The 24,507-nt window shown below is 38.1% G+C and carries 25 protein-coding genes; 8 read left to right on the forward strand and 17 right to left on the reverse strand.

Translation table 11 applies throughout. The annotated features are described in order from the left end of the window. Positions 1-139: 139 nt before the first annotated feature. The 8 genes from GAB14E_RS07900 to rplM all read right to left on the reverse strand — a co-directional run bounded on the left by GAB14E_RS07900 (position 140) and on the right by rplM (position 5,221). Positions 140-619 carry a ClpXP protease specificity-enhancing factor gene (locus GAB14E_RS07900; RefSeq protein ID WP_033083089.1) on the reverse strand — a complete coding sequence of 160 codons (480 nt, stop codon included), beginning with the start codon at positions 617-619 and terminating at the stop codon, positions 140-142. Then, entirely contained in the window at positions 619-1,260 is a 642-nt protein-coding gene (sspA, locus tag GAB14E_RS07895; protein WP_033083090.1) for a stringent starvation protein SspA, read from the reverse strand. Before sspA ends, GAB14E_RS07900 begins: the two co-directional genes overlap by 1 nt. A 91-nt stretch (positions 1,261-1,351) precedes the next feature. Continuing rightward, positions 1,352-2,074, reverse strand: a complete 723-nt coding sequence (locus tag GAB14E_RS07890; protein WP_033083091.1) for a cytochrome c1 — start codon at positions 2,072-2,074, stop codon at positions 1,352-1,354. After that, on the reverse strand, positions 2,074-3,351 hold the full coding sequence (locus GAB14E_RS07885; protein ID WP_197061225.1) for a cytochrome b: 1,278 nt from the start codon (positions 3,349-3,351) through the stop codon (positions 2,074-2,076). The genes GAB14E_RS07890 and GAB14E_RS07885 overlap by 1 nt, the downstream gene beginning before the upstream one ends. Next, the gene (gene petA / locus GAB14E_RS07880) at positions 3,351-3,941 is read right to left on the reverse strand and encodes a ubiquinol-cytochrome c reductase iron-sulfur subunit (protein WP_033083092.1); all 591 of its coding nucleotides are present in this window, start codon (positions 3,939-3,941) and stop codon (positions 3,351-3,353) included. Before petA ends, GAB14E_RS07885 begins: the two co-directional genes overlap by 1 nt. Continuing rightward, on the reverse strand, positions 3,938-4,087 hold the full coding sequence (locus GAB14E_RS24885) for a hypothetical protein (RefSeq protein WP_156115749.1): 150 nt from the start codon (positions 4,085-4,087) through the stop codon (positions 3,938-3,940). The genes petA and GAB14E_RS24885 overlap by 4 nt, the downstream gene beginning before the upstream one ends. A gap of 309 nt (positions 4,088-4,396) precedes the next feature. Then, positions 4,397-4,789: a 30S ribosomal protein S9 gene (gene rpsI, locus GAB14E_RS24890; protein ID WP_033083093.1), complete on the reverse strand. Its 393-nt coding sequence runs from the start codon at positions 4,787-4,789 to the stop codon at positions 4,397-4,399. Between the two features lie 3 nt (positions 4,790-4,792). Next, entirely contained in the window at positions 4,793-5,221 is a 429-nt protein-coding gene (gene rplM, locus GAB14E_RS24895; protein WP_019027184.1) for a 50S ribosomal protein L13, read from the reverse strand. A gap of 757 nt (positions 5,222-5,978) precedes the next feature. Between rplM and GAB14E_RS07865 the strand changes: the two genes are divergently transcribed. The 7 genes from GAB14E_RS07865 to yacG all read left to right on the forward strand — a co-directional run bounded on the left by GAB14E_RS07865 (position 5,979) and on the right by yacG (position 12,569). Next, a complete protein-coding gene (locus GAB14E_RS07865; RefSeq protein WP_033083171.1) occupies positions 5,979-6,443 on the forward strand; it encodes a pilin in 465 nt (154 codons plus the stop codon). A gap of 268 nt (positions 6,444-6,711) precedes the next feature. Beyond that, positions 6,712-8,412 (forward strand): type IV-A pilus assembly ATPase PilB, encoded by a 1,701-nt coding sequence (pilB, locus tag GAB14E_RS07860; protein WP_033083094.1) that lies wholly within the window; start codon positions 6,712-6,714, stop codon positions 8,410-8,412. A gap of 113 nt (positions 8,413-8,525) precedes the next feature. Continuing rightward, positions 8,526-9,773: a type II secretion system F family protein gene (locus GAB14E_RS07855; protein WP_033083095.1), complete on the forward strand. Its 1,248-nt coding sequence runs from the start codon at positions 8,526-8,528 to the stop codon at positions 9,771-9,773. A 123-nt stretch (positions 9,774-9,896) separates the two neighbouring features. Continuing rightward, complete coding sequence (locus tag GAB14E_RS07850; protein WP_052093828.1) at positions 9,897-10,778, forward strand: prepilin peptidase; 882 nt, start codon at positions 9,897-9,899, stop codon at positions 10,776-10,778. A 19-nt stretch (positions 10,779-10,797) separates the two neighbouring features. Continuing rightward, positions 10,798-11,406, forward strand: a complete 609-nt coding sequence (coaE, locus tag GAB14E_RS07845) for a dephospho-CoA kinase (protein ID WP_033083096.1) — start codon at positions 10,798-10,800, stop codon at positions 11,404-11,406. A 63-nt stretch (positions 11,407-11,469) separates the two neighbouring features. Next, positions 11,470-12,222, forward strand: coding sequence for a cell division protein ZapD (zapD, locus tag GAB14E_RS07840; protein ID WP_033083097.1), 753 nt, complete (start codon positions 11,470-11,472; stop codon positions 12,220-12,222). A 110-nt stretch (positions 12,223-12,332) separates the two neighbouring features. Further along, on the forward strand, positions 12,333-12,569 hold the full coding sequence (yacG, locus tag GAB14E_RS07835; RefSeq protein WP_033083098.1) for a DNA gyrase inhibitor YacG: 237 nt from the start codon (positions 12,333-12,335) through the stop codon (positions 12,567-12,569). A gap of 8 nt (positions 12,570-12,577) precedes the next feature. Here yacG and mutT read toward each other — a convergent pair whose 3' ends face one another. From mutT to GAB14E_RS07820, 3 genes are all read right to left on the reverse strand, one after another. Next, positions 12,578-13,015: an 8-oxo-dGTP diphosphatase MutT gene (gene mutT, locus GAB14E_RS07830; RefSeq protein WP_033083099.1), complete on the reverse strand. Its 438-nt coding sequence runs from the start codon at positions 13,013-13,015 to the stop codon at positions 12,578-12,580. 92 nt (positions 13,016-13,107) lie between these two features. Beyond that, positions 13,108-15,789, reverse strand: coding sequence for a preprotein translocase subunit SecA (gene secA, locus GAB14E_RS07825; protein ID WP_033083100.1), 2,682 nt, complete (start codon positions 15,787-15,789; stop codon positions 13,108-13,110). Positions 15,790-15,903: 114 nt separating this feature from the next. Continuing rightward, the gene (locus GAB14E_RS07820) at positions 15,904-16,755 is read right to left on the reverse strand and encodes a M23 family metallopeptidase (RefSeq protein ID WP_231562072.1); all 852 of its coding nucleotides are present in this window, start codon (positions 16,753-16,755) and stop codon (positions 15,904-15,906) included. 104 nt (positions 16,756-16,859) lie between these two features. Here GAB14E_RS07820 and GAB14E_RS07815 point away from each other — a divergent pair, with 104 nt between their 5' ends. Next, a complete protein-coding gene (locus GAB14E_RS07815) occupies positions 16,860-17,366 on the forward strand; it encodes a DUF721 domain-containing protein (RefSeq protein ID WP_033083102.1) in 507 nt (168 codons plus the stop codon). 102 nt (positions 17,367-17,468) lie between these two features. Here GAB14E_RS07815 and lpxC read toward each other — a convergent pair whose 3' ends face one another. The 6 genes from lpxC to murC form a co-directional block, all read right to left on the reverse strand. Further along, a complete protein-coding gene (gene lpxC, locus GAB14E_RS07810) occupies positions 17,469-18,386 on the reverse strand; it encodes a UDP-3-O-acyl-N-acetylglucosamine deacetylase (protein WP_033083103.1) in 918 nt (305 codons plus the stop codon). A gap of 269 nt (positions 18,387-18,655) precedes the next feature. Then, positions 18,656-19,813, reverse strand: a complete 1,158-nt coding sequence (gene ftsZ, locus GAB14E_RS07805; protein WP_033083104.1) for a cell division protein FtsZ — start codon at positions 19,811-19,813, stop codon at positions 18,656-18,658. A gap of 148 nt (positions 19,814-19,961) precedes the next feature. After that, entirely contained in the window at positions 19,962-21,197 is a 1,236-nt protein-coding gene (gene ftsA / locus GAB14E_RS07800; RefSeq protein ID WP_033083105.1) for a cell division protein FtsA, read from the reverse strand. Between the two features lie 13 nt (positions 21,198-21,210). Then, positions 21,211-22,080, reverse strand: coding sequence for a cell division protein FtsQ/DivIB (locus GAB14E_RS07795; RefSeq protein WP_033083106.1), 870 nt, complete (start codon positions 22,078-22,080; stop codon positions 21,211-21,213). A 22-nt stretch (positions 22,081-22,102) separates the two neighbouring features. Next, positions 22,103-23,056 carry a D-alanine--D-alanine ligase gene (locus tag GAB14E_RS07790; RefSeq protein ID WP_033083107.1) on the reverse strand — a complete coding sequence of 318 codons (954 nt, stop codon included), beginning with the start codon at positions 23,054-23,056 and terminating at the stop codon, positions 22,103-22,105. Then, positions 23,056-24,471: a UDP-N-acetylmuramate--L-alanine ligase gene (gene murC, locus GAB14E_RS07785; RefSeq protein WP_052093829.1), complete on the reverse strand. Its 1,416-nt coding sequence runs from the start codon at positions 24,469-24,471 to the stop codon at positions 23,056-23,058. The genes GAB14E_RS07790 and murC overlap by 1 nt, the downstream gene beginning before the upstream one ends. Positions 24,472-24,507: the final 36 nt, after the last annotated feature.

Below are 24,507 nucleotides of genomic sequence, written 5' to 3' on the forward strand. Positions count from 1 at the left end.
CATCAAATACTCATTATCCAGAATTCAGGTTATTCAATTCTCTTTTAAGTCATATTCTTAAAACAAAAAAAACCTGTAAATATCAATGATATTTACAGGTTTTTGTATTTTAGCTTTCAATTTTTAAAAATAGGTAAGACTATTTAATAATTTTCAGGCTAGCTTTACTTTTACCTTTCGGTTTGTTTGATTTATCTTTTTCACTACCCGTTGATGCAACACTACTTAAAGTAGATTTAGGCTTCTCTGGTACTTCATCGACTAAGTCATCTTCATCCTCAGCTGGATGTTCGATAGGAAGTGAAGTTCCTGCACCATTTTCTTTAGCATAGATAGCACCGATAGCACCATAAGGTACGGTAATGTGCTCTAATTTCCCGCCAAAACGGGCACTAAAATTAATAGTTTTATCACCTAATGCAATGGTACCAACTGCTGAACCAGCAATATTTAATACAATTTGCCCGTCAGCCACATAATTCATTGGTACTAAAACACCATAAACATTAACGTCGACCATAATGTATGGTGTTAGATCATTATCTGAAATCCACTCATAGAAAGCCTTAACTATATAAGGCTTATTCGAACTCATTGAGCTAGGTGTTGCGTCTTCCATTAGGCAGGATGACCAAAGCGTAATTCACGCTCAGTTTCAGTGAGTGATGCTTGGAAAGATTCACGTTCAAACAGACGTAACATGTACGTTTTAAGCTCTTTTGAACCTTGACCAACTAACTCAATACCAAATACTGGTAAACGCCATAATAACGGTGCTAAATAACAATCAACTAAGCTGTATTCTTCACTCATAAAATATGGTGCTTCATTTAGGATTGGCGCAATACTTAACAAACTTTCTTTTAACTCTTGACGAGCTTTAGCTGCTTCTGCCGTAGTGCCTGACATGATCACTTTAGTAAGGCTATACCAATCTTGCTCGATACGATGCATCATCAAACGGCTACGACCACGTGATACCGGGTAAACTGGCATTAATGGTGGGTGTGGAAAACGCTCATCTAAATACTCAACAATGATTTTTGCTTCATATAAAGCTAATTCACGGTCAATTAAAGTTGGCACTGTACCATATGGATTTAAGTCCAATAAGTCTTCTGGCAAATTAGCTAAATCAACTAAGTTGATATCAACACCAACACCTTTTTCTGCTAAAACTATGCGTGTCTGATGACTATACATATCATCTGCATGAGAGAACAACGTCATCACAGAGCGTTTATTTGCTGCTACGGCCATAGAGCCTCCAAAATTATTTACTTTAAAAACTAACAAAGGGGAACCTGATATATAACTATCAAATCCCCCTGAAATTTACTGCATTAATAACTTAATGTACGTCTTTCCAGTACTCTTTCTTAAGGAAATAAGAAAGGATAAAGAAGAAGAACAAGAAAGCTAATACCCAATAACCAAGTGCTTTACGCTCTAGTTTATTTGGCTCACCAACATATTCTAAAAAGTTAGTTAAATCACGAACAACTACATCATACTCTTCAGCAGTTAAAGTTCCACCCATTGCTGGAGAAAGTTTACCATGTTCGTCAATAGTGCTAACACCTTGCAAGTCTTGCAATACGTGTGGCATACCAACATCTTTAAAAACGGTATTATTTACGCCAAATGGGCGTGATTCATCAATATGGAATGAACGTAAGTAAGTATAGATCCAATCAGGACTACGTAAACGCGCTTCCAAAGTTAAATCCGGTGGCGCGCTACCAAACCAGCTTGCCGCTTCTTTTTTCGGCATGCTATTTAGAATATGACCACCAACTTTATCGCCAGTGTACATATAATTAGCAATACCGTCCGCTTCTTCAATACCTAAATCGGTAAAAGTACGGTTATAACGTTGGTACTGTAATTGATGGCAACCTAAACAATAATTGATATAAGTTTTGAAACCTTTTTTCAAAGATTCTTTATCAGATAAATCGTTATTGGCGTTATCTAAGGCAATACTTGGACCAGATGCTGTAGCACTTAATGGTGTAAGTGCCACTAAGCCAACAAAAATGCCGAAAGTAGCGGCTATAATTAATTTTTTCATTAGTCTGCAATCCTCTCAGGTACTGGTTTTGTATTTTCATTCTTGCTGTAGAACCACAATGCAATGAAGAAACCGAAGTAACCAAAACTAGCAATTACGCCAATTAGATTAGCCGTTGGTGTTGCAGGCATAGTACCTAATGCACCAAGCACAACAAAACAAATAGCAAACTGAATTAAGTTAACTAAATGTAATTTTGAACGATAACGTACCGACTTCACAGTACCACGGTCAAACCAAGGTAAAGCAAATAACATTACAATTGCACCAAACATAGCAACCGCACCTAATAACTTATCAGGAACAACACGCAAAATAGTATAGAAAGGACCAAAGTACCATACCGGAGCAATATGCTCAGGAGTTTTCAAACCATTTGCCGGCGTGAAGTTTGGCGCTTCCATAAAGTAACCGCCACCCTCTGGCGCGAAGAACATTACCCAACAGAATAAGAATAAGAAGCCAGCAACACCCATAATATCTTTAACGGAATAATAAGGATGGAAAGGTACCGCATCAACAATATCGTACTTTTCACTGTATTGTTTATGGAAAGTAAATTTACTTAATTCTTCAGGTTTAACACTGCCTTTTGGCTTTTTAATATCGATACCTTCAGGGTTATTTGAACCAACCTCATGAAGTGCAAGAATATGTAAAAATACTAAAATAACTAATACCAAAGGCATCGCGATAACATGTAAAGCGAAGAAACGGTTTAAAGTCGCACCAGAGATTACGTAATCACCACGTATCCACAGTGTTAAATCATCTCCAATAATTGGTACAGCACCAAACAAGGAAATAATTACTTGTGCACCCCAATACGACATATTACCCCATGGTAATAAGTAGCCCATGAAAGCTTCAGCCATAAGTACTAAGAAGATCAACATACCGAAGATCCACAGTAATTCACGAGGTTTTTGATATGAGCCATACATTAGGCCGCGCATCATATGCATATAAACAACAACAAAAAATGCTGAAGCACCAGTAGAATGCATATAACGTAATAACCAACCGAAGTCGACATCACGCATAATATATTCAATAGAAGCAAATGCTCCATCGCCAGATGGTTCATAGTTCATCGTTAACCAAATACCGGTAAGGATTTGATTAACAAGTACTAACATAGCTAATGAGCCAAAAAAGTACCAAAAGTTAAAGTTTTTTGGTGCTGGGTATTGTGCTAAATGTTTGTTCCAAGCGTCAGTCACTGGCAAACGTTTATCAATCCAGCCCATGAAATCAGTAAATAATTTCATTAACATTATACGTCTCCTTGACCAACACCAATTAATAAGGTGTCATCGCTGATAAAAGAATGTTCCGGCACTACCAGGTTTAATGGTGCAGGAACGCCTTGAAAAACACGGCCAGCCATATCAAATTTACTACCGTGACATGGACAGAAGAAACCGTTTGGCACGCCTTCAACAAACTGTTCAAAATCGCCACCGTGATGAGTAGGTGCACACCCTAAATGAGTACAAACACCTAGAGCAACTAAGAATTCAGGTTTAATTGAACGATAGGCATTAGTAGCATATTCAGGCTGTTGTGCCTTTTCAGAATCTGGATCTCGCAACTGGTCATCATGTTTAGCTAATTCACTAACCGTTTTTTCCGTTCTACGTACAACATAAACGGGTTTACCACGCCATTCTGCACGGATTAATTGACCAGGCTGTATTTTACCTACATTAACTTCAACTGGAGCACCCGCAGCTTTCGCGCGAGCACTTGGGTTCCAGGAAGCAATAAAAGGCACAGCAGCTCCAACCACACCAGCACCACCAACCACTGCCGTAGCAGCCGTTAAGAAGCGTCTGCGGCCGTTATTCACAGGCACATTGCTCATTCATACTCTCCAACTAAGACACTAACAAAACAATTTTTTTCTGACAAACTAAGTGATAATTTACCATAACCAGCAAGCACAGCGTTTGTTTTTGTTAGCTCAAATTCATACCAAGCGGTATATCGACAAAAAATTTTTCTGATCATAAAGAAATAGCGTGTTTTTTACAAGGTAAAAAGGGGCTTAGGCACTGTAAAAACAGAAATAATTTGAAATACTTTGAAATAGAATAAATAAAGGATATTTATGGTGAGTTAATAGGAATTATTAACAAAAGGGTAAATTTTTTCAGGGCATAAAAAAACCGACACGAGGTCGGTTCTTTAAATGCATATATTCTAAATAGTCTGGATTTAGACAAAGCGGTCAAGTTGTGAGCCCCTGAACTTAGGTTAACTAAGTGGCTTGGGCGAACAGCGTAGACAATGCTGTATAAATCCTGAATATGACGAATATTAACGTTTTGAGAATTGTGGCTTCTTACGTGCTTTATGAAGACCAACTTTCTTACGTTCAACTTTACGAGCATCACGAGTAACGAATCCAGCAGCACGTAGAGAACCACGTAAAGTTTCATCAAACTCCATTAATGCACGAGTAATACCGTGACGAATTGCACCAGCTTGACCAGAAATACCACCGCCTACTACAGAGATGTTGAAGTCAAACTTTTCTAACATTTCAACTAACTCTAATGGTTGACGAACAACCATACGAGCAGTTTCACGACCGAAATACTCAGAAATGTCACGTTTGTTAATTGTGATTGCACCGTTACCAGCTTTCATAAACACACGAGCAGTTGAGCTCTTGCGACGACCAGTACCGTAATATTGATTATCAGCCATTGCTTATAGCTCCAAAAGTTGTGGTTGTTGTGCTGTATGTGCATGCTCAGGGCCTGCATATACTTTTAATTTGCGGAACATTTCACGACCTAAAGGACCTTTAGGTAACATGCCTTTCACTGCAAATTCAAGAACGCGTGTTGGTGCTTTTTCAATTAACTTTTCAAAGCTAATTTGCTTAAGACCACCAGGAAATTCAGTATGCGAGTAGTAAATTTTACCTTTCGCTTTGTTACCTGTTACACGTACTTTCTCAGCATTGATAACAACGATATAATCGCCAGTATCTACGTGAGGTGTATATTCTACTTTATGCTTACCGCGTAAACGGCTTGCAATTTCGGTAGCGATACGACCTAAAGTTTTATCTTCGGCGTCCACTAAGAACCATTCGCGTTGTACGCTTGCTGGTTTTGCTACAAAAGTTTTCATTAAAAAACCCAATCTTATATATGTTACTTAAATGACAATAAAAACAAAAAGTTCAATTGCCGGTTAAATGGACTACGCCATTGCCCCTTCGAGCATCGAGCCCAGCGCCTCTATTTATAGGGAACTTAAACAAGAATCCACAAAACAATAGGCATTTGTAACGTAGGGAGCGCGGATTATACAGAAAGAATGCATAAAGATCACGTCTATTGCCATTATTTTTTAATATAATTCATCTAACTATATATAAGCTAGTTCAAGCGACACTATTAATATGCATGGTTAAGTTAAACATCCCTAAATCGACCTAAAAGCATAACCATGAATAAAGTGACGAGTATGGTGTAATAGCCTGTAATGGCCTGAACCATCATATTATTGTATATTTTAATATATCAAAGATCTCTTAGTTCGATGATATAAGTAAACAGCACTAAGAATATTTGTATTTATTGCGGTTATTACCTATATAGGTGTCATCACTTAAAAAGGCTCACATTAGAGTGAAATAGCGCTTGCATGAGTTGACATTAAGTTTGAAAATCCTTAGCGTAACAACTGTTAATAAAGTAAAAAGCTCCGAGCAAAAGTTAACTCATAGTTAATAATGGGTTATAAAGTAATCGCTCAGGGGTTAACCAATGAATAAAAGTAAAAAAAGTCGCAACAATATTTTACATTTGTAAAAATTTGTCGCAGTATGAAGTTAGCCCCCGTAAAACATAAATGGAAATACAATATGAAAAACTTACAACAAATGAAAAAAAGTGCACAAAAAGGTTTTACTTTAATTGAATTAATGATCGTTGTAGCGATTATTGGTATTTTGGCTGCAGTAGCGTTACCTGCATATCAAGACTATACCAAACGTGCTGAGTTTACTGAGACAACATTAGCCGCTGCAAATATAAAAACTGCAATATCTATCTGTGTTCAAACACAAGGTCTTCCAAATTCTGGTAACTGTAATAAAAATGTGTTTGGCGTTCCTGCGGATGTTACCGCTGGTGCTGATATTGCTGGTACAGCACTTACAGGTACTGCTCCAGGTGTTGCAGCTGGCTCTGGTGTTGCTGGTGGTACATATATTATTACCGCAACTGCAGCGACTAACTCACCGAACACTGCAGAAACATATGTATTAACAGGCACATTACTTGCTTCTGGCGCAATTTCATGGGCTCCAGGTGTTTGTAGTAATACTTCAGCTAACTTATGTTAATTTGAATTAAATAATAAAAAGAATTTAATCTTTCTATTATTAATTTTTATAAAAGCTCCTTAGGGAGCTTTTTTTATTAACTTCAGTTTTATAGACTCTAAAAAATACTTGGTTATATCATTAAATATCAGACGCTTTTAGCCATAAAACTACCTGTATTTATATCACCTAAGTCTTATAAATCTTTTTATGCTTTTCTACTGTTATAAGTTACACTAAAACAGTTAACTACTATTTTAATATTTCCAAGAGGTTATCTCTAAAAGTTATGAAAGGCAACCATCAACAATCCAGTGTATTATCTGCATTATCAAAGCAGAACCTTATTCCATTAGAGTCAATAGATGATATTGCCGCCGACTTTGTTGGAAAGAACAAACCTTTCATTCGCTTTCTGATAGAAAACAAAAATCTTGATGGTAATAGCATTGCCAAAGTGCTCTCCAAAAGTTTTGGTTATCCTCAAATTCAACTTTCTCATTTTGATACTAGTTTAATACCTGACGGAATTCGAAACGAAAAATTGATATCCAAACACAACGCACTACCACTATTTCTTAGAGGCAAAGTGCTATTTGTTGCCATGTCAGATCCAACTAACCTTGATGCCTTGGAAGAGATTCAATTTAATACTGGTTATAATACTGAATTGATATTGTGTGACGAAACCAGCTTACAAACTTGTATTGAAAAAGTATTAGAAGATGAGAATGATGCTTTAGATATAAGCGATATTGATGCAGATGAACTTGCTGGCATCGATGTCGAAGATACAAAAAAGGAAGAAGATAGAGCTAACAGTGAAGACGATGCTCCTATTGTTGTTTTTATCAATAAAATATTACTTGATGCGATTAAAAAAGGAGCCTCAGATTTACATTTTGAACCTTATGAAAAGTCCTTCCGTATTCGCTTTCGTATTGATGGTATATTAGCTGAAATTGCCAGGCCCCCTGTATCGCTTTCATCAAGAATGGCTGCGAGATTAAAAGTAATGTCAAAGCTAGATATTGCTGAGCGACGAGTTCCCCAAGATGGCAGGATTAAATTAGCACTATCTAAGAAAAAATCGATTGATTTTCGTGTTAGTACTCTTCCCACTATGTGGGGTGAGAAAATTGTTATGCGGATATTAGACTCCTCAAGTGCCATGCTTGGTATCGACATGCTTGGTTACGAGCCCGAGCAAAAGAAGATCTATATGGAAGCGTTAGATCAACCTCAGGGCATGATTTTAGTTACCGGCCCTACCGGCTCAGGTAAAACAGTATCACTTTATACCGGTTTGAATATTCTCAATACACAAGAGCGGAATATTTCTACAGCCGAGGATCCTGTTGAGATTAACCTTGAAGGAATTAACCAAGTTCAAATCAATAATCGCGCAGGTTTAACTTTCCCTAGTGCTTTGCGATCATTTTTGCGCCAAGATCCCGATATTGTTATGGTTGGTGAAATTCGAGACCTTGAAACAGCTGAAATATCAATCAAGGCTGCACAAACGGGTCATTTAGTGTTATCAACACTACATACTAATTCAGCCGCTGAAACTTTAACTCGCTTACTTAATATGGGTGTACCTTCATATAACGTCGCTAGCTCTGTGTCCATTATAATTGCTCAGCGCTTAGCTCGTCGTTTATGTCCCCAATGTAAAGAAGAGGAACCATTGTCAGAGATGCAATTGGCTGAGCAAGGTTTTCCTGCTGACAAATTGGCTGAAATAAAACTATTTAAGCCTGTTGGTTGCACCCATTGTACCGGCGGTTACAAAGGCAGGGTTGGTATTTATGAAGTGATTAAAATTAGCTCTGTTATTGCTTCTATTATTATGGAAGGTGGTAACTCTCTTGACATTGCACGACAATGTCAAAAAGAGGGTTATAACAATCTGCGTCAGTCTGGAATAATTAAAGCAATGAGTGGTATGACAAGCTTAGAAGAAATTAATCGAGTAACTAGCGCCTAAAGTATACTTTAGTCAACTCGCTTACACTTAATAAAATATTTATGCATTAAATAATTCTTTACTGAAGATAATAAGAAACAAAGAATAAAGTAACTCATGGAACAAAGTTAATTATGGCGATTACAGCAGGTAAGAAAACTAAAAACAAAATAAAAGAACAAGATATTTTTGTTTGGCAAGGTGTTAACCGTAAAGGAAAGAAAATTAGCGGTGAACTTCCTGCGAACAATGTTATCGAATTGAAAAGTCAATTGCGTAAGCAGGGTATAACGCCAAGTCGTGTCAAAAAGAAAGCTAAGCCCTTATTCGGCCTAAGTGGTGACAAGCCAATAACTCCTGGTGATATCGCAGTCATTACTAGGCAAATATCTACCATGTTAGGAGCTGGTGTGCCCTTAGTACAAACAATTGAGATGATTGGTTCAGGTCATAATAATGGTAAAATGCGAAAGCTTCTAGGTGATATTGGTATCAAACTATCTTCAGGTATCCCTTTGTCAGACTGTTTACGTGATCACCCGCTATATTTTGATGATCTGTATTGTGATCTGGTAGCTTCAGGCGAGCAATCAGGTTCGTTAGAAACTATCTATGCTCGTATTGCTACCTATAAAGAAAAAGCTGAAGCACTTAAGAGTAAAATTAAAAAGGCAATGACCTATCCAATAGCTGTTTTAGTTGTAGCGGCAATAGTAACCTCTATTTTGCTTATCTTTGTAGTACCTGTTTTTCAGGAGATATTTTCTAGTTTTGGTGCTGAGTTACCAGCATTCACACAATTCGTAATTGGCATATCCGAATTTATGCAAGCTTATTGGTATTTCGGCTTGGCAGGACTTTATCTAGCATCATTTCTATTTAAACGTGCCCACAGAAATAGTCTTAAATTTCGTGACAGTGTTGATAAGAACATTTTAAAGCTGCCCGTAATTGGTGATTTATTAGAAAAAGCCGCAGTAGCACGGTATGCTAGAACATTATCTACAACCTTTGCCGCTGGCGTACCATTGATAGATGCCTTAGAGTCCGCAGCTGGCGCGTCTGGTAACGCTGTATTTAGAGAGGCTATTTTAGAAGTACGTGCTGAAGTTTCCTCTGGTATGCAAATGAATTTAGCGATGCGTAACTGTAAAATATTCCCTGACATGGTTATACAAATGGTTGCGATTGGGGAAGAGTCTGGCGCTGTTGACGATATGTTATCCAAAGTGGCAAATGTATATGAGCAACAAGTAGATGATGCTGTAGATGGTTTAACCGCTTTGTTGGAGCCGATGATTATGGCTGTATTAGGTGTTGTTATCGGTGGCTTGATTATTGCCATGTACTTACCAATATTTGAAATAGGTAAAGTTGTATAAACCTATCTTAAAATGGAAAAGTAATATATCAATACTCTTCCATTTTATCTCTAAATTCATTCACTTGTAACTTCAGATTAAAATGTGGACTTCACTTTGTTAGACAATACTTTTTTATCTTTTATCAACAATTTATCCTTGTTATTCCTTCAATATCCTAGCTTCTTTTACATCACAGTTAGCCTAATATCATTAGCCATTGGTAGCTTTCTCAATGTAGTTATTTATCGTACTCCGAAAATGATGGAGTATACTTGGTACCATGAATGCCGGGAATATTTAGCTGAGGAAGTAAGTGATGTTGAAGCTAAAAAATTTACTCCTGTCACATTATCAAAACCTGACTCTACCTGTCCTAGTTGTGGGCATAAAATTCGATTTTACGAAAACATTCCTGTATTGAGCTGGTTGTTTTTAAAAGGGAAATGTAGTCAATGTACAAATAGTATTTCTGTACGTTATCCTTTAATTGAAATATCAACCATGCTATTAAGTCTTATTGTTGCACAACACTTTGGCGTTACTATAACAACCCTATGGGTTTTATTACTCACTTGGGGGTTAATAACACTCACCATGATTGATTTTGATCATATGTTATTACCTGATCAAATAACCTTACCGTTATTATGGCTCGGTTTACTGATAAATATAAACGGTACTTTTATCCCATTAACAGACGCTGTAATTGGCGCCGCTGTTGGTTATATGAGCCTATTTTCTGTCTTTTGGCTCTTTAAGTTGATGACGGGAAAAGAGGGTATGGGTTATGGTGACTTTAAATTGTTTGCTGTATTTGGTGCTTGGCTAGGCTGGCAATTATTACCATTACTTATTCTTATGGCATCTGTCGTCGGTGCTATTGTAGGTATTGCTTTAATGTTATTCAAAAATCATCAAAAAGAACAAGGCATACCTTTTGGTCCTTATTTAGCTGTAGCTGGTTGGCTCACCTTATTATGGGGTGAGGGTATTTGGTCTTGGTATTTACAAAAATTTCTTTAATTTATAAGTCTCTTGCACAATGTCTGAACTAATTATTGGTCTTACTGGCGGTATTGGTAGTGGTAAGACCACGATTACCAATTATTTCCTTGAATTAGGCATTGATGTAATTGATGCTGATGTCATCGCTAGAGAAGTGGTCGCTGTCAATAGCCCTGCTTTAACGGCTATTGCTGATCACTTTGGCGAAAATTATATACAAAACGACGGTAATCTAAACCGTGGTTTATTGAGAAGCCGTATCTTTAGCAATGAAGCTGACAAACTGTGGCTTAATGCTTTATTACATCCATTAATACGTGTTGGTATCATTAAGCAAACTAAAAACTCAACAAGTCCATATTGCATTTTAGTGGCGCCTTTACTTATTGAAAACAATTTATTATCACTAGTTAATCGTGTATTAATTACTGATGTTAGTGAAATTACTCAGATAGAACGTACCATGCTAAGAGATACGAGCACCTTAACAGAGATTAAAGCTATCTTAGCTAGTCAAACAAGTCGTGCAGAGAGACTAGAAGTAGCTGACGACGTGATTAACAATGACACTATCAGCCAGCAAGAAATTAAAGAACTTGTCATATCACTTGATAAAAAGTATTTATCCTTGACAAAAATGGTTTAAAAATCAACAATAAAATAATTCGTTCTTTAATTTTAACCTCAGGTTCAGTAGTTCAAAATTTTTATGTCTACGGTCTTATATGAACATCCGCTTAATGAGCGCATAAGAAATTATCTTAAGCTTGAGCAACTTTTTGCTCAGGCATTCACTTGTCTTAGCAGCGACCTAAGCATCAAAACTAGCCACCAAGTATTTTTCAATGCGCTATTCTCTATTTTAGACACACTAGAACGAAACGATGTCCGTGGTGATTTGATTAAAGATCTAGAAAAATTAGAACAAAATTTAGTTGTATGGTCTAAAGTTCCAGATGTCGATACTAGCGCACTAGAAAAGAATCTGGCAGAAACCGTAAAGTTAGTAAGTCACCTGAGAATTCCACGACCTACCTGGGGTCAACTCAAAGAAGATAAACTACTGTCTTGTTTAAAACAGCGCTTTGCAATTCAAGGCGGTAGCTCTAGTTTTGACTTACCACAATTACATTTTTGGCTGCACCAAGATGAAAGTAAGACAAAACAAGAGATTCAACAATGGCTTAACCTGTTAAGTGATATATCCTCCGCTTTAGCCATTATCTTGAAATTCATTCGTTTACGTGCTGAATTCGAAAATATTGAAGTTGACAGTGGCTTTTACCAAGATAATGGTGAGGGTCTGTTATTGTTGCGGATACAGTTAGCGCAAGGGGCTAAGTATTATCCTACAATTAGCGGTAACAAGTTCCGCTACTCCATTCGTTTCATGCTCCCATGCCAACACACAGGTCGCAGGTACGCAAATCAGACAACCGTGTTTCAATTAGCTCGCTGTTAACGAGTCTCAGCAAATTATTGCCTTAAAGTTTCACTCATTTTCTGTTAATTCAATCTGCTAAACTTTAGTGTATAATTAGTTATAATTATAGTTTTACATGATATTACCACATGACATTAAAAGTCCCCTGCCCTCAATGCCAAAAATCTGTAGAATGGCAAGCAAGTAGCGAGTTCCGTCCTTTTTGTAGCAAACGTTGCCAATTAATTGATCTTGGTGAGTGGGCAGACGAAAACCACAAAATCAGCCAAAATATTCAAGTAGACACAGTTTTATCAGAAGAAATGCTAGATGCAATGGAAGATGAGTTTTTAATGAACAATAAGTTTTTTGTTGAACCTGAATAACTTGCGTTTTATATGGATGCTTGTTCTAAGAGTTTTTCAATAATAGCCCTATTGGCTTCTGGAAAACTAAGTGTGGACAATACACTTAAGGTAAACCAACCCTCACCCTGCCCTTCTTGGGCACTTGGCTCACCAATAAAATTATCGACAATAAATACATCTAAACAAACTGTTTTATCTCCCTGCTCTGTTCCTTCTTTACCGCGGTAAGTATGCTCAATCTTGAGCAGTGGTTGACAAGATAAAACATCAATCGCCACCTCCTCTTTAAGCTCTCTAGCCAGCGCTTGTGCAACTGTTTCATTACTTTCCAACTTACCACCAGGGAATTCCCACTTTCCTCCCTGGTGAGCGGCTTCAAGACGTTTGGTTAAAAAGTATTGAGTACTAGCTTCTTCACTCGTTCGGGTAATAATGCCTACGGCAACATGAACAATTTTATTCATAATTTCTCTTCTAATAACAACTACTCGACTTCGAAGTGAAGCGAAAAAAAAATGCCAGTCATTTGACTGGCATTTTTAATAACAATATTAAGTTAAGCTAACTTACCATGACACTGCTTATACTTTTTACCTGAGCCGCAAGGACATACTTCATTACGACCTACACGAGGCATTTGTCTATCTTCATTAGGATTGGTAATCGATTGATGTTTAAAGTCCATTGGAATTTCTTCAGCCTTTCTACGTTGCTCTTCTACGGCTTCGACATCAGACTCAGCACGAATTTGTACTTTAGACAAAATACCAACTACATCAAACTTTAAGTTATCTAACATTTCGGTAAACAACTGAAAAGATTCGCGCTTAAACTCTTGTTTAGGATTCTTCTGAGCGTGAGCACGCAAGCCGATACCCTGGCGTAAATGATCCATTGCTGATAAATGTTCTTTCCAATGTGAGTCTAAGCTTTGTAACATCACCGCTTTTTCAAACTGACGTAGCACATCTACGCCAACTGCTGCTTCTTTATCTTTATAAGCTTGTTCAAATTCAGTGACAATTTTCTCACGCAAGCTTTCTTCATGAAGCTTATTATCTTGTTCAAGCCACTTTGCAATAGTTAAGTCTGTAGCGTAATCACCTTTCAATTGTTCTTCAAGGCCTTGAATATCCCACATCTCGTCTAATGATTGACGAGGAATATGTTGGTCAATGACACCATTTATGACGTCGCTACGAATAGCATCAACAACTTCACCAATCTCTTCATTATCTAGTAATTCATTACGTTGTTCATAGATAACACCACGTTGATCATTAGCAACATCATCGTACTCTAATAACTGCTTACGCATATCAAAGTTACGACCTTCAACTTTTCGCTGGGCGTTTTCGATACTACGAGTTACCCAAGGGTGTTCAATTGCTTCGCCATGTTCCATACCTAACTTGCGCATCATATTTGAAATACGCTCAGAGGCAAATATACGCATCAATGAATCTTCCATTGATAAGTAAAAACGAGTGGAGCCTTCATCGCCTTGACGACCTGAACGACCACGTAATTGGTTATCAATTCGACGCGATTCATGACGTTCTGTCGCAACTATATGTAAACCGCCTAACTCAAGCACACGATCATGGTCAATTTTCCACTGCGCTTTAGCTTTAGCAATATCGTCTTCACTAGCGTTGGTTAATTTTGCGATTATGGCATCCAAATTACCACCTAAAACGATATCAGTACCACGACCTGCCATATTGGTAGCAATAGTCACTGCACCTTCTTTACCCGCATCAGCAACAATTTCAGCTTCTTGTTGATGGAATTTGGCATTAAGTACTTTGTGCTTAATTTTTTGTTTCTTCAAGAAGTCAGATAAAAACTCTGAAGTCTCAATGGCAATAGTACCAACCAATACTGGTTGACCACGTTTTACGCAATCTTGAATGTCAGCTAAAATAGCTTCAAATTTTTCATCACCCGTTAAGTAAATCAGATCAGCCAAATCTTTACGAACCATAGGCTGATTGGTTGGGATAATAACGGTTTCTAAGCCATAGATATGATTAAATTCAAACGCTTCAGTATCGGCAGTACCTGTCATACCTGATAGTTTTTGATAAATTCTAAAGTAGTTTTGGAAAGTAATTGAAGCTAGTGTCTGATTTTCATTTTGAATATTAACGCCTTCTTTTGCTTCTACAGCCTGATGAAGACCTTCAGACCAACGACGACCTTCCATAGTTCGACCGGTGTGCTCATCAACAATAACTACTTCACCGTCTTTAACGATATAATCAACATCTTTTTGAAATAGTTTATGAGCACGAAGTGCCGCCATAACATGATGTAATAAAGTGATATTAGCTGCTGAAAATAAGGTATCCCCAGCAATTAACAACTCTTTTTCCACCATAATTTCTTCAATATGAATTTGACCACGTTCGGTTAAATAAACTTGTTTGGCTTTTTCATCAATGGTGTAATCACCAGTACTTTCTTCACCTTCTTTATCTTCTTCTTCTTGTTGTTCAAGCGTTGGTACAACAACATTGATGGTTTTATACAATGCTGAACTATCTTCAGCTTGACCAGATATGATAAGTGGCGTTCTTGCTTCATCAATTAAGATTGAATCGACTTCATCGATAATGGCAAAGTGCAATGGTTTTTGAGAGCGTTCTTGCGGAGAGAACACCATATTGTCACGTAAATAATCAAAACCAAATTCATTATTGGTACCGTAAGTGATATCTGATTGATATGCTGCTTGTTTATCTTCAGTTGTCATGCCTGCGACATTACAACCAACAGTTAAACCAAGAAACTCAAATAAAGGACGGCTCCAATCGGCATCACGCGTAGCTAAATAATCATTAACCGTAATAACATGAACACCCTTACCTGTTAATGCGTTTAAATATGAGGGTAAAGTTGCAGTTAGAGTTTTACCTTCACCAGTTCTCATTTCAGCAATTTTGCCTTCATTAAGTACCATGCCACCAATCATTTGCACATCAAAATGGCGCATGCTAAATACACGTTTACTGGCTTCTCTTACCACAGCAAAAGCTTCTGCTAACAATTGTTCTACAGTTTCCCCTTGAGAAAACCGGTCTTTGAACTCAATGGTTTTAGCTTTTAATTCTTCATCACTTAACGCTTCTAAAACGGGTTCAAGTGCATTGATCTTAGTAACTTCTTTACCCATTTGTTTCAGCAATCTATCATTTCGACTACCAAACATTTTTGTTAACAAACTTCCAAACATCTTATTTAAACCATTTAGTGATAATTATCAGTGGCTATACCCGTTACCTTGGTACCGAGTATATCTGCCACCTTATGTGAATTGATTATGATAACCGCTTAACGTTCTACTCGGTTATTTCCCTTTGCGATAAACAAACTTAATAGGATTAATTTGTTTATTATTTCGTAATATTTCATAGTGGACATGTGGTCCGGTAGAGCGGCCTGTGCTGCCCATACGCGCAATCATTTGTCCTTTATTAACAACGTCACCTACATTTACTAATAAATCTTTATTATGACCATAACGAGTTGTTAATCCCTCACCGTGGTTTATTTCAATTAAATTTCCATAGCCATATCGTTTACTCGCCCAAGTTATGACTCCTGAAGCTGTAGCTATGATCGCAGTGTCTTCTTTGCCTGCAAAATCAACGCCTTTATGCATAGTTGGTTTGCCATTAAATGGGTCTTTACGGACGCCGTAATAAGAAGATAACCAACCCTTAGCTATAGGTCGCCCTGACAAGTAACCATTACTTTGTATATGGTGACCAAATGTTAAAGATTCAAGCATTTGTAATTGTTTTTCTTCGTAATTTATTTTACTTTCAAATTGCTCTATTTCGTTAAAAATTTGCTCAAGTGTTTTGTTATTTATCGGAAAACTAGCGGTTGAAGGCCCACCACTTGCTGGTAGCTGACTAAAGTTGAACTCTTTCTCAGGAATATTTGCATCCTCAGCTAAGCGGTCACCAAGGGCATTTAGCCGTAAGACCTGACTTTGTAACTCGGCAAGTTTAACAGTCAAGGCGGTAACCTTTTGTTTTTCTATTAAATTGGGAGTTGAATCAAGGTATGATAATACTTGATATTTATTGCCATCGGGTTGTAATTCATTACTGACAACAAGATGAACAATACCACCTGAAATTAAAGCAAACGCACACACTGCTGACAACCAATGCAATTTAGTGAGTTGCATTGAAAATCTGACGTTTTTTCCTCTGTATAGTAGTGTTAAACTCATAGGACTCTATTTCAGTTAATTTATTCAGTTTGCCTTAGCACTGAATTTTGGTAGTTATAATGGCTAGAAAATCAAAAGTCCCTATTAATATGTCTTCACTCCTGCAAACAACGACAGGCACTTTGGCACATATTCAGGAAAAAACCAACTCTTTGACTATATTGGCTGACATTGTACGGCAAATATGCCCTGATTTACCAGCAGATGCTTGGCATATTGCCAATTGCCGTCACGACACCCTGATTATAGAGGTTAAGTCACCCGTTTGGGGGCAAAGATTACAGTTTGAAAGAAACAATATCTGCAACGCGTTAGTAAATAGTACTGATGGTAACTTCCAAAAAATTGAAATAAAAGTTAACCCGCAAGGTTTTCGCCAACAACGCCATGAAATTACCGAAAAATCACGTGCTGAGCTTTTGCAGTCTGCGCCATTACATTCGGTAGAAAGCAATACTGTTGTTAATGAAAAAACCGCTAAACAATTTTTAGCTATTGCGCAGAATGCACCAAAGGGTTTGAAGGAAAAGTTAGAAAAATTAGCTCGTGTTGCTGGGAAAACGTAGCTGAATAGAGCTATGTGCGAATGTAGATAATTGATGATGCGAATACAACATTTCGAATCAAGTACTTAGTATTCGCATTTTAATGTAAAGTTAGCCCGTTAACTAAAATGCAGTGGCATTTATTTCCTGATATTCTATCGGCGAAGCTTTATCACCTTCATACGTTACCCATTCCCATGAATCGGTTCGTTTGAATACTTCTCTTAATAAAATATTATTTAGGCCATGACCTGACTTGAAGGCGTTGAATTCACCTAAAATACTTGCACTGCCCATATATAGATCGCCAATGGCATCAAGTATTTTATGCTTAACAAACTCGTCATCATATCGTAATTCATTTTTATTGAGCATGCGGTAGTTATCCAGCACTATAGCATTTTCTAAACTGCCACCTAACGCCAAATTATGAGAACGTAAAAACTCAATATCCTTCATAAAACCAAACGTTCTCGCTCGGCTAATTTCTTTAATATAAGAACAACTTGAAAAATCCATACTCATGGTTTGGCAGGTTTTTTCAATTACAGGGTGCTCAAATTCAATAGAAAAATTAACTCTAAAACCTTCATAGGGCAGTAATTCTGCCCATTTATCACCTTCTTCAACGCGGATTGGCTTTTTAATGCGCAAAAAACGTTTAGCGACATTTAAAGTCTCAATACCAACAGATTGAATTAAGTAAACGAAAGGCAAGGCGCTACCATCCATAATTGGAATTTCAGCAGCATCAACATCAACAATTAAATTATCAATACCTAAGCCTGCAACTGCTGAGAGTAAATGCTCAACAGTTGAAACTTTAACTTGTTGCTCGTTAACTAAACATGTACATAACGTTGTTTCACCCACAGCTTCAGGTGTCGCTTTAATATCGACCACAGGGTCAAGATCAATTCGACGGAAAACAATACCGGTGTTTGCTGGCGCAGGACGGAGAGTAACCTGCACTTTTTCACCTTTATGTAAACCAACACCTACTGTTGAAACACTCGTTTTTAATGTACGTTGCTTAATCATATTAGCCTCGCTTACCTTGCTTTTTATTTGTTAATAAATGCTGTTACTTTTATAAATGCCATTTTATTTACCAACCATTAAATAAATAGCTACACATTTATTCTTAGCATTTAATCCCACCACTAAGCTGAACTAGCACCCACTCATACATAACGTAAGAGTTGCAGCAGCTAAGTCAATTTAATGGGCGCATAATATATCAGAAAAAAGCATTAAAATCAAAAACACCACTAATTACTAGACTGACTTTATAACAACTTAGTAACTAATTAGTCAGCTTGCTTACGCAAAAATGCCGGAATATCTAAATAGGTATCTAAATCAGTAGCAACCGCTTTTTGGGCATTACTATCTGTCATTGCTATTGGTTCGGCTACGCTATTTGGTTGTGCCGTTGGAGCATAATCAGCACCCACAACTTTTGGCTCTGCCATTGGCGTAGGGTTGACTAAAGTGATATCAGGTTTACTTTCAGCGCCAATACCTGTCGCAACAACGGTAACGCGAAGCTCATCAGTCATGTCCATATCAATGACAGCACCAACAACAACAGTAGCGTTTTCAGAAGCAAATGCTTTTACTGCATTACCTACAGTCTCAAACTCGTCGATGCTAATATCCATACCAGCAGTGATATTAACAAGAATACCGCGAGCGCCCGCTAAATCAACATCTTCAAGTAACGGACTTGAAATAGCTGCATCAGCTGCCTCTTGTGCTCGATCATCGCCAGAAGCAGTGCCAGAACCCATCATAGCAGTGCCCATTTCAGACATTACCGTACGTACATCAGCAAAATCGACATTGATTAAACCAGGACGAGTAATTAATTCGGCAATACCTTGTACCGCGCCAAGTAAAACATTATTAGCGGCTTTGAACGCATCTAATAAACTTGTACCTGGGCCAAGAACTTTCAGTAATTTTTCATTCGGGATAGTGATCAATGAATCAACATTTTTAGATAAAAACTCAATACCTTGATCCGCATAGTTCATGCGTTTCTTACCTTCAAATGGGAAGGGTTTAGTGACTACAGCAACGGTCAATATGCCCATTTCTTTCGCAATTTCAGCAACTACAGGTGCAGCACCAGTACCTGTGCCACCGCCCATACCAGCAGCGATAAAGATCATATCGGCACCTTGTAAAGCTTGCTTAATTGTTTCTCTATCCTCTTCAGCTGCACAACGGCCTATTTCAGGATTTGCGCCAGCGCCTAAACCTTTAGTGACATCAGCACCAAGCTGTAATGTTACATCTGCAGAAGAGTTACGCAGCGCTTGTGAGTCTGTATTTGCGGTAACAAACTCAACCCCTTCAATCGTCTGTGAAACCATGTGCTCAACGGCATTACCACCACCGCCACCAACGCCGATAACTTTGATTATCGCTTCTTCGTTATGGTCTTCCATTAATTCAAACATTCTCTCTCTCCGTTTTACTTACAATTACTTAAAATACTTAATAAATCGTTGTTATATATATTTGTCTCAACACCGATTCGAGATAGCTGTTAGTTCCATTTAACAGCTCACAACACTAATTCTTTAAACTAGCCTTTAGCTCTTTCCTCTAAAATTCGCCTTTAAACCAAGCATGAATTCTTGACCAAAAGTCACCAACACTTTCGCGTTTTTTACTTGAACTATCCATTTCACTTGTTGCTTGCATACCGTAATGCAAAAGTCCAACCACTGTTGCGTAACTTGGGTCGTTAACATATTCTGTTAACCCTTGTACTGACAAAGGGTTGGCAATACGGACCGGCATTTGAAATATTTCTTCGGCAAACTCTAATACACCTTCCATTTTCGCCGTGCCACCCGTTAATACATAACCAGCGGCAATTTGATCTTCTAAACCTGACTCTCTAATTTCATCTTGAATTAGCTCAAACAATTCTTGATACCTTGGTTCAACCACTTCAGATAAAGTATGACGAGACATAGATCGTGCAGGACGACCACCAACACTCGGTACATCAATACTTTCTTCCATGCTAACTAATTGTTTTAACGCACAGGCATATTGCACTTTAATATCTTCTGCATGGCTTAATGGCGTTCTAAAAATTTTAGATATATCACTGGTCACCTGATTACCAGCAACAGGTATTACAGCGGTATGTCGTAAAGTACCGCCAGTAAACACTGAAATATCCATAGTGCCCGCGCCCATATCGACAACACACACACCTAATTCTTTTTCATCATCGGTTAACACCGCATAACTTGACGCCAGCGCTGAAAAAATTAATTGATCAGCCGTTAAATCACAGCGTTCAACACATTTAACCAGATTTTTAGCCATATCATTAGCGCAAGTGACTATATGTACTTTTGCTTCCATACGCACACCCGACATACCGATTGGGCTTTTTATGCCGTCTTGACAATCAATACTATATTCTTGCGGCAGTACATGTAACATACGGCGCTCAGCTGAGATGGGTACTGAACGGGCCGTGTGAATTACATTATCGACATCTTCTTGAATAACTTCGTTGTCGTTAATTGGCACCATACCATTTTCATTTTGGCAACTAATATGCTTGCCCGAAATACCTAAGTAGATAGAGCTTATTTGGCAATCGGCCATTAACTCAGCTTCATTAATCGCCCGTTGAATTGCTTGAATAACTAAATTTAAGTCATTAACTCCACCTTTATCCATACCGCGCGCAGGCTGATTACCGACACCAATAATACTTAATTGGTTGTCCGGGGTGATCTCTCCAACGGCGACTGATATTTTTGAAGTTCCAATATCAAGACCAACCACTAATTTTCTTTCTGCTGCTTTAGACATTTAACTTAAACTCTTAACTGATTGTGCTTATTTGAGGCACTAGTTTTAGGTGATTATTATCGTTATTTTTTAGCAATTTATTCTGGCTAATTTTATCTATTGTTTTCCAACCAACAGCCAATCCCGTATCATACCGTAAATCTATGTAATCAACTGCCTGATTTTGCTGTTTTCCCGCAATTTTTTTCACTTTAAGCTGTGCTTTGATTATTGGGTAAACATCCATAAATCGTTGAATGCGCTCAACTCGCTCTTCGCGACCTAAATTTAAGGTAACGCCGTCATCTAGAGTTAGTTGCCATGAAAAACGTTCACTTAACACTAACTCATCAATAGACAAGGCTTTAAAGTCTAATAGGGCATTGAAATCACGGTAATTTTTCAACGCTAACAACTCACTTCCCTCAGGGCCAAAAAAGCTCGGTAGATAATGATTAATGCGCGCTATTTCCGCCTGAAATACTTGACCGAGTTGATTGATTAAAAAGTTACCATTCCAAAATGCTACTGGCTTTTGATCAACCACATATATTTTTAATTCATTTGGCCATTGTTTTCTCACCGCCACAGAGTAAACCCAAGGTAAAGTGAGTACATAACTTTGTACCTCATTGACATCGACTTGAAAAAAGTTACCCATATCAACCGGCTCAATAGCATTGATAATATCGTTACGGTGGCTATAGGGCATCTCCCCTGATATAACGATAGAAGTCACCGGCGCACTTTCTTGACCGATGAAATGTTGGGTAAGCCACCAACTGATAGTGATTAAACCAAACAGCACAACAACAAAAAATAGCAAACCCAAACCAAAAGACAAGGTACTCGCTTGGCTTGGCTGTGTTGTTTTTTTACTATTGTTATGCTGATTTTTTTTCATAATCCTCGTCACTCTTTGACGTTTATTTTTTTATGCTAAGTAATAAAATTTGCGTAACTAACTCACTGAAATTTAAACCGTATACATTCGCTGCTTTTGGCACTAATGAGGTTTCTGTCATACCTGGTACAGTATTGACCTCTAAAATTTGCCATTCACCACGGCTGCTTCGCATAACATCTACACGGCCCCAACCTTTTGCCCCTGTAGCGTTAAATGCTTTCAACGATAATTTTTTCAATTCACTTTCGTCACTATCACTTAAGCTGCATGGACAGTGATATTGCGTACTTGTTGATTGATACTTTGCTTCGTAATCATAAAATTCACGTGGTGTTTCCATATGTATTGCTGGCAAGGCTTTATCACCTAAAATAGCGACTGTATATTCAGGTCCATCTATCCAAGCTTCGAGTAATACCTCATCATCAAAACCAAAGGCTTCAATAAGCGCATTGCGTAACTGCTCTACAGTTCGTGCCTGCGCCATGCCAATGCTTGAACCTTCATTGGCAGGTTTGACCATGACTCTACCGCCTAATTCAGTCAATAATGTCTTTAATGACAAGTCATCGAAGTCATTCTTACCAACAACGGCGAAGGGTGCTGTTGGTAAGTCACAGGCTTTAAAAATTTGTTTGCTGCGTACCTTATCCATTGAAAGCGAAGATCCTAAAACATTTGAGCCTGTATAAGGAATGCCCATGTACTCAAGAGCACCTTGTAAACAACCATCTTCACCGCCTCTACCATGCAGAGCAATGAAAACTCGATCTATTTCTTTACTAACCAAATCAGTCAAAGGCACAAATTTAGTATCAATTAACACCACATCAAAACCTGCTTGCTCAAGACCATTAGCAATAGCTTGTCCTGAATTAAGTGACACTTCACGCTCTGCAGAGTTACCACCATAAAGCACAGCAATCTTCTCTTGCTTAAGCTGCACAAATTCACTGCTGATATCGCTAGTCATTACTCACTACCTTCATCAGCTGAATTAACATGTAATAAGTTATGCTCTACTAATTTTCTAGCTACTGCGCCAATGCTGCCGGCCCCCTGAGTAATGACCATGTCATTATCTTGCAACTGGTTTGCTAATAGTTGCGCTAGTTTATCTACATCACTAACATAAACGGGCTCAATTTGGCCTCTTTGTCTAATTGAACGAGCTAAACTTTTACTATCAGCCGTTGAGATAGGTATTTCTCCGGCCGCATATACATCAAGTAAAAACAGGCAGTCGACTTCTGATAATACTTCAACAAAGTCTTCATATAAATCTCGCGTACGCGAATACCTATGAGGTTGAAAAACCATCACTAACCGCTTGTCTGGCCAACCTTGTCGCATAGCCAAAATTGTGGCTTTTACTTCACTTGGGTGATGACCATAATCATCAATCAATACCATCTCACCTGCATCAGTACTGAAGTTTTCTAGCTGTTCAAAACGTCGACCAATACCGGCAAACTCGGTTAATGCTTGGCATATAGCCTCATCATTAACACCTTCATCTTTAGCGACGGCAACACCTGCCAAAGCATTTAACACGTTGTGTTGCCCTGGTAAATTTACACTCATATCAAGTGCTTTTTTGTCCGCCACTTCAACGGTAAAGTGACTAACTGCGCCATCTTGTCGGTAATTTACCGCTCTTACATCTGCATCTTCAGAAAAGCCATAAGTGATCACTTGACGGCTAATGCGTGGCAATAACTCACGTACTACTGGGTTGTCGATACATACAACAGCTAAACCATAAAAGGGCAAGTTATGTAAAAACTCGATGTAAGTATCTTTGAGTTTTTCAAAGTCCCCGCCATAAGTTTCCATATGGTCGGCATCGATATTGGTGATAACCGCAACCATAGGTTGTAAATGCAAAAATGACGCATCACTTTCATCAGCTTCGGCAATTAAGTAGCGACTACTACCTAATCGAGCATTAGTACCAGCACTATTGAGTAGGCCGCCAATAACAAATGTTGGGTCTAATTGGCCTTGGGCAAAAATACTGGCAATTAGGCTTGTTGTTGTTGTTTTGCCATGCGTACCGGCAATGGCAATACCATGGCGAAAGCGCATTAACTCAGCTAACATTTCTGCGCGTCTAACCACTGGGATGCGTAATTTTTTTGCTGCAACTAGCTCCGGATTATCACTACTTATCGCGGTAGAAACAACAATGACACTTGCCTGTTCGACATTTTCTGCTTGGTGGCCAATTATAATATCGGCACCTAAGGCTGTTAGGCGTTTTACTACTTGGTTTTTACCTATATCTGAGCCTGAAATTTGATAACCTTCGTTAAGCAATACCTCGGCAATTCCGCCCATGCCAGCGCCACCTATTCCGACAAAATGGATACGTTTAACCCGACGCATTTCAGGTACCTGACCTATGTGTGAGGCAGTACCTTT

Origin of the sequence: Colwellia psychrerythraea (genome assembly GCF_000764185.1) — a bacterium.
Taxonomy (GTDB): domain Bacteria; phylum Pseudomonadota; class Gammaproteobacteria; order Enterobacterales; family Alteromonadaceae; genus Colwellia; species Colwellia psychrerythraea_B.

Bases quoted from the DNA above. Each gene is read 5' to 3' on its own strand.
- GAB14E_RS07820 (WP_231562072.1), bottom strand. From the start codon at position 16,755: ATGCAACTCACTAAATTGCATTGGTTGTCAGCAGTGTGTGCGTTTGCT.
- GAB14E_RS07790 (WP_033083107.1), bottom strand. From the start codon at position 23,056: ATGACTAGCGATATCAGCAGTGAATTTGTGCAGCTTAAGCAAGAGAAG.
- pilB (WP_033083094.1), top strand. From the start codon at position 6,712: ATGAAAGGCAACCATCAACAATCCAGTGTATTATCTGCATTATCAAAG.
- GAB14E_RS07890 (WP_033083091.1), bottom strand. From the start codon at position 2,074: ATGAAAAAATTAATTATAGCCGCTACTTTCGGCATTTTTGTTGGCTTA.
- secA (WP_033083100.1), bottom strand. From the start codon at position 15,789: ATGTTTGGAAGTTTGTTAACAAAAATGTTTGGTAGTCGAAATGATAGA.
- zapD (WP_033083097.1), top strand. From the start codon at position 11,470: ATGTCTACGGTCTTATATGAACATCCGCTTAATGAGCGCATAAGAAAT.
- sspA (WP_033083090.1), bottom strand. From the start codon at position 1,260: ATGGCCGTAGCAGCAAATAAACGCTCTGTGATGACGTTGTTCTCTCAT.
- lpxC (WP_033083103.1), bottom strand. From the start codon at position 18,386: ATGATTAAGCAACGTACATTAAAAACGAGTGTTTCAACAGTAGGTGTT.
- GAB14E_RS07865 (WP_033083171.1), top strand. From the start codon at position 5,979: ATGAAAAAAAGTGCACAAAAAGGTTTTACTTTAATTGAATTAATGATC.
- rpsI (WP_033083093.1), bottom strand. From the start codon at position 4,789: ATGGCTGATAATCAATATTACGGTACTGGTCGTCGCAAGAGCTCAACT.
- GAB14E_RS07815 (WP_033083102.1), top strand. From the start codon at position 16,860: ATGGCTAGAAAATCAAAAGTCCCTATTAATATGTCTTCACTCCTGCAA.
- GAB14E_RS24885 (WP_156115749.1), bottom strand. From the start codon at position 4,087: ATGATCAGAAAAATTTTTTGTCGATATACCGCTTGGTATGAATTTGAG.
- petA (WP_033083092.1), bottom strand. From the start codon at position 3,941: ATGAGCAATGTGCCTGTGAATAACGGCCGCAGACGCTTCTTAACGGCT.
- ftsA (WP_033083105.1), bottom strand. From the start codon at position 21,197: ATGTCTAAAGCAGCAGAAAGAAAATTAGTGGTTGGTCTTGATATTGGA.
- yacG (WP_033083098.1), top strand. From the start codon at position 12,333: ATGACATTAAAAGTCCCCTGCCCTCAATGCCAAAAATCTGTAGAATGG.
- GAB14E_RS07795 (WP_033083106.1), bottom strand. From the start codon at position 22,080: ATGAAAAAAAATCAGCATAACAATAGTAAAAAAACAACACAGCCAAGC.
- murC (WP_052093829.1), bottom strand. From the start codon at position 24,471: ATGCGTCGGGTTAAACGTATCCATTTTGTCGGAATAGGTGGCGCTGGC.
- mutT (WP_033083099.1), bottom strand. From the start codon at position 13,015: ATGAATAAAATTGTTCATGTTGCCGTAGGCATTATTACCCGAACGAGT.
- GAB14E_RS07885 (WP_197061225.1), bottom strand. From the start codon at position 3,351: ATGTTAATGAAATTATTTACTGATTTCATGGGCTGGATTGATAAACGT.
- GAB14E_RS07900 (WP_033083089.1), bottom strand. From the start codon at position 619: ATGGAAGACGCAACACCTAGCTCAATGAGTTCGAATAAGCCTTATATA.
- rplM (WP_019027184.1), bottom strand. From the start codon at position 5,221: ATGAAAACTTTTGTAGCAAAACCAGCAAGCGTACAACGCGAATGGTTC.
- coaE (WP_033083096.1), top strand. From the start codon at position 10,798: ATGTCTGAACTAATTATTGGTCTTACTGGCGGTATTGGTAGTGGTAAG.
- GAB14E_RS07855 (WP_033083095.1), top strand. From the start codon at position 8,526: ATGGCGATTACAGCAGGTAAGAAAACTAAAAACAAAATAAAAGAACAA.
- ftsZ (WP_033083104.1), bottom strand. From the start codon at position 19,813: ATGTTTGAATTAATGGAAGACCATAACGAAGAAGCGATAATCAAAGTT.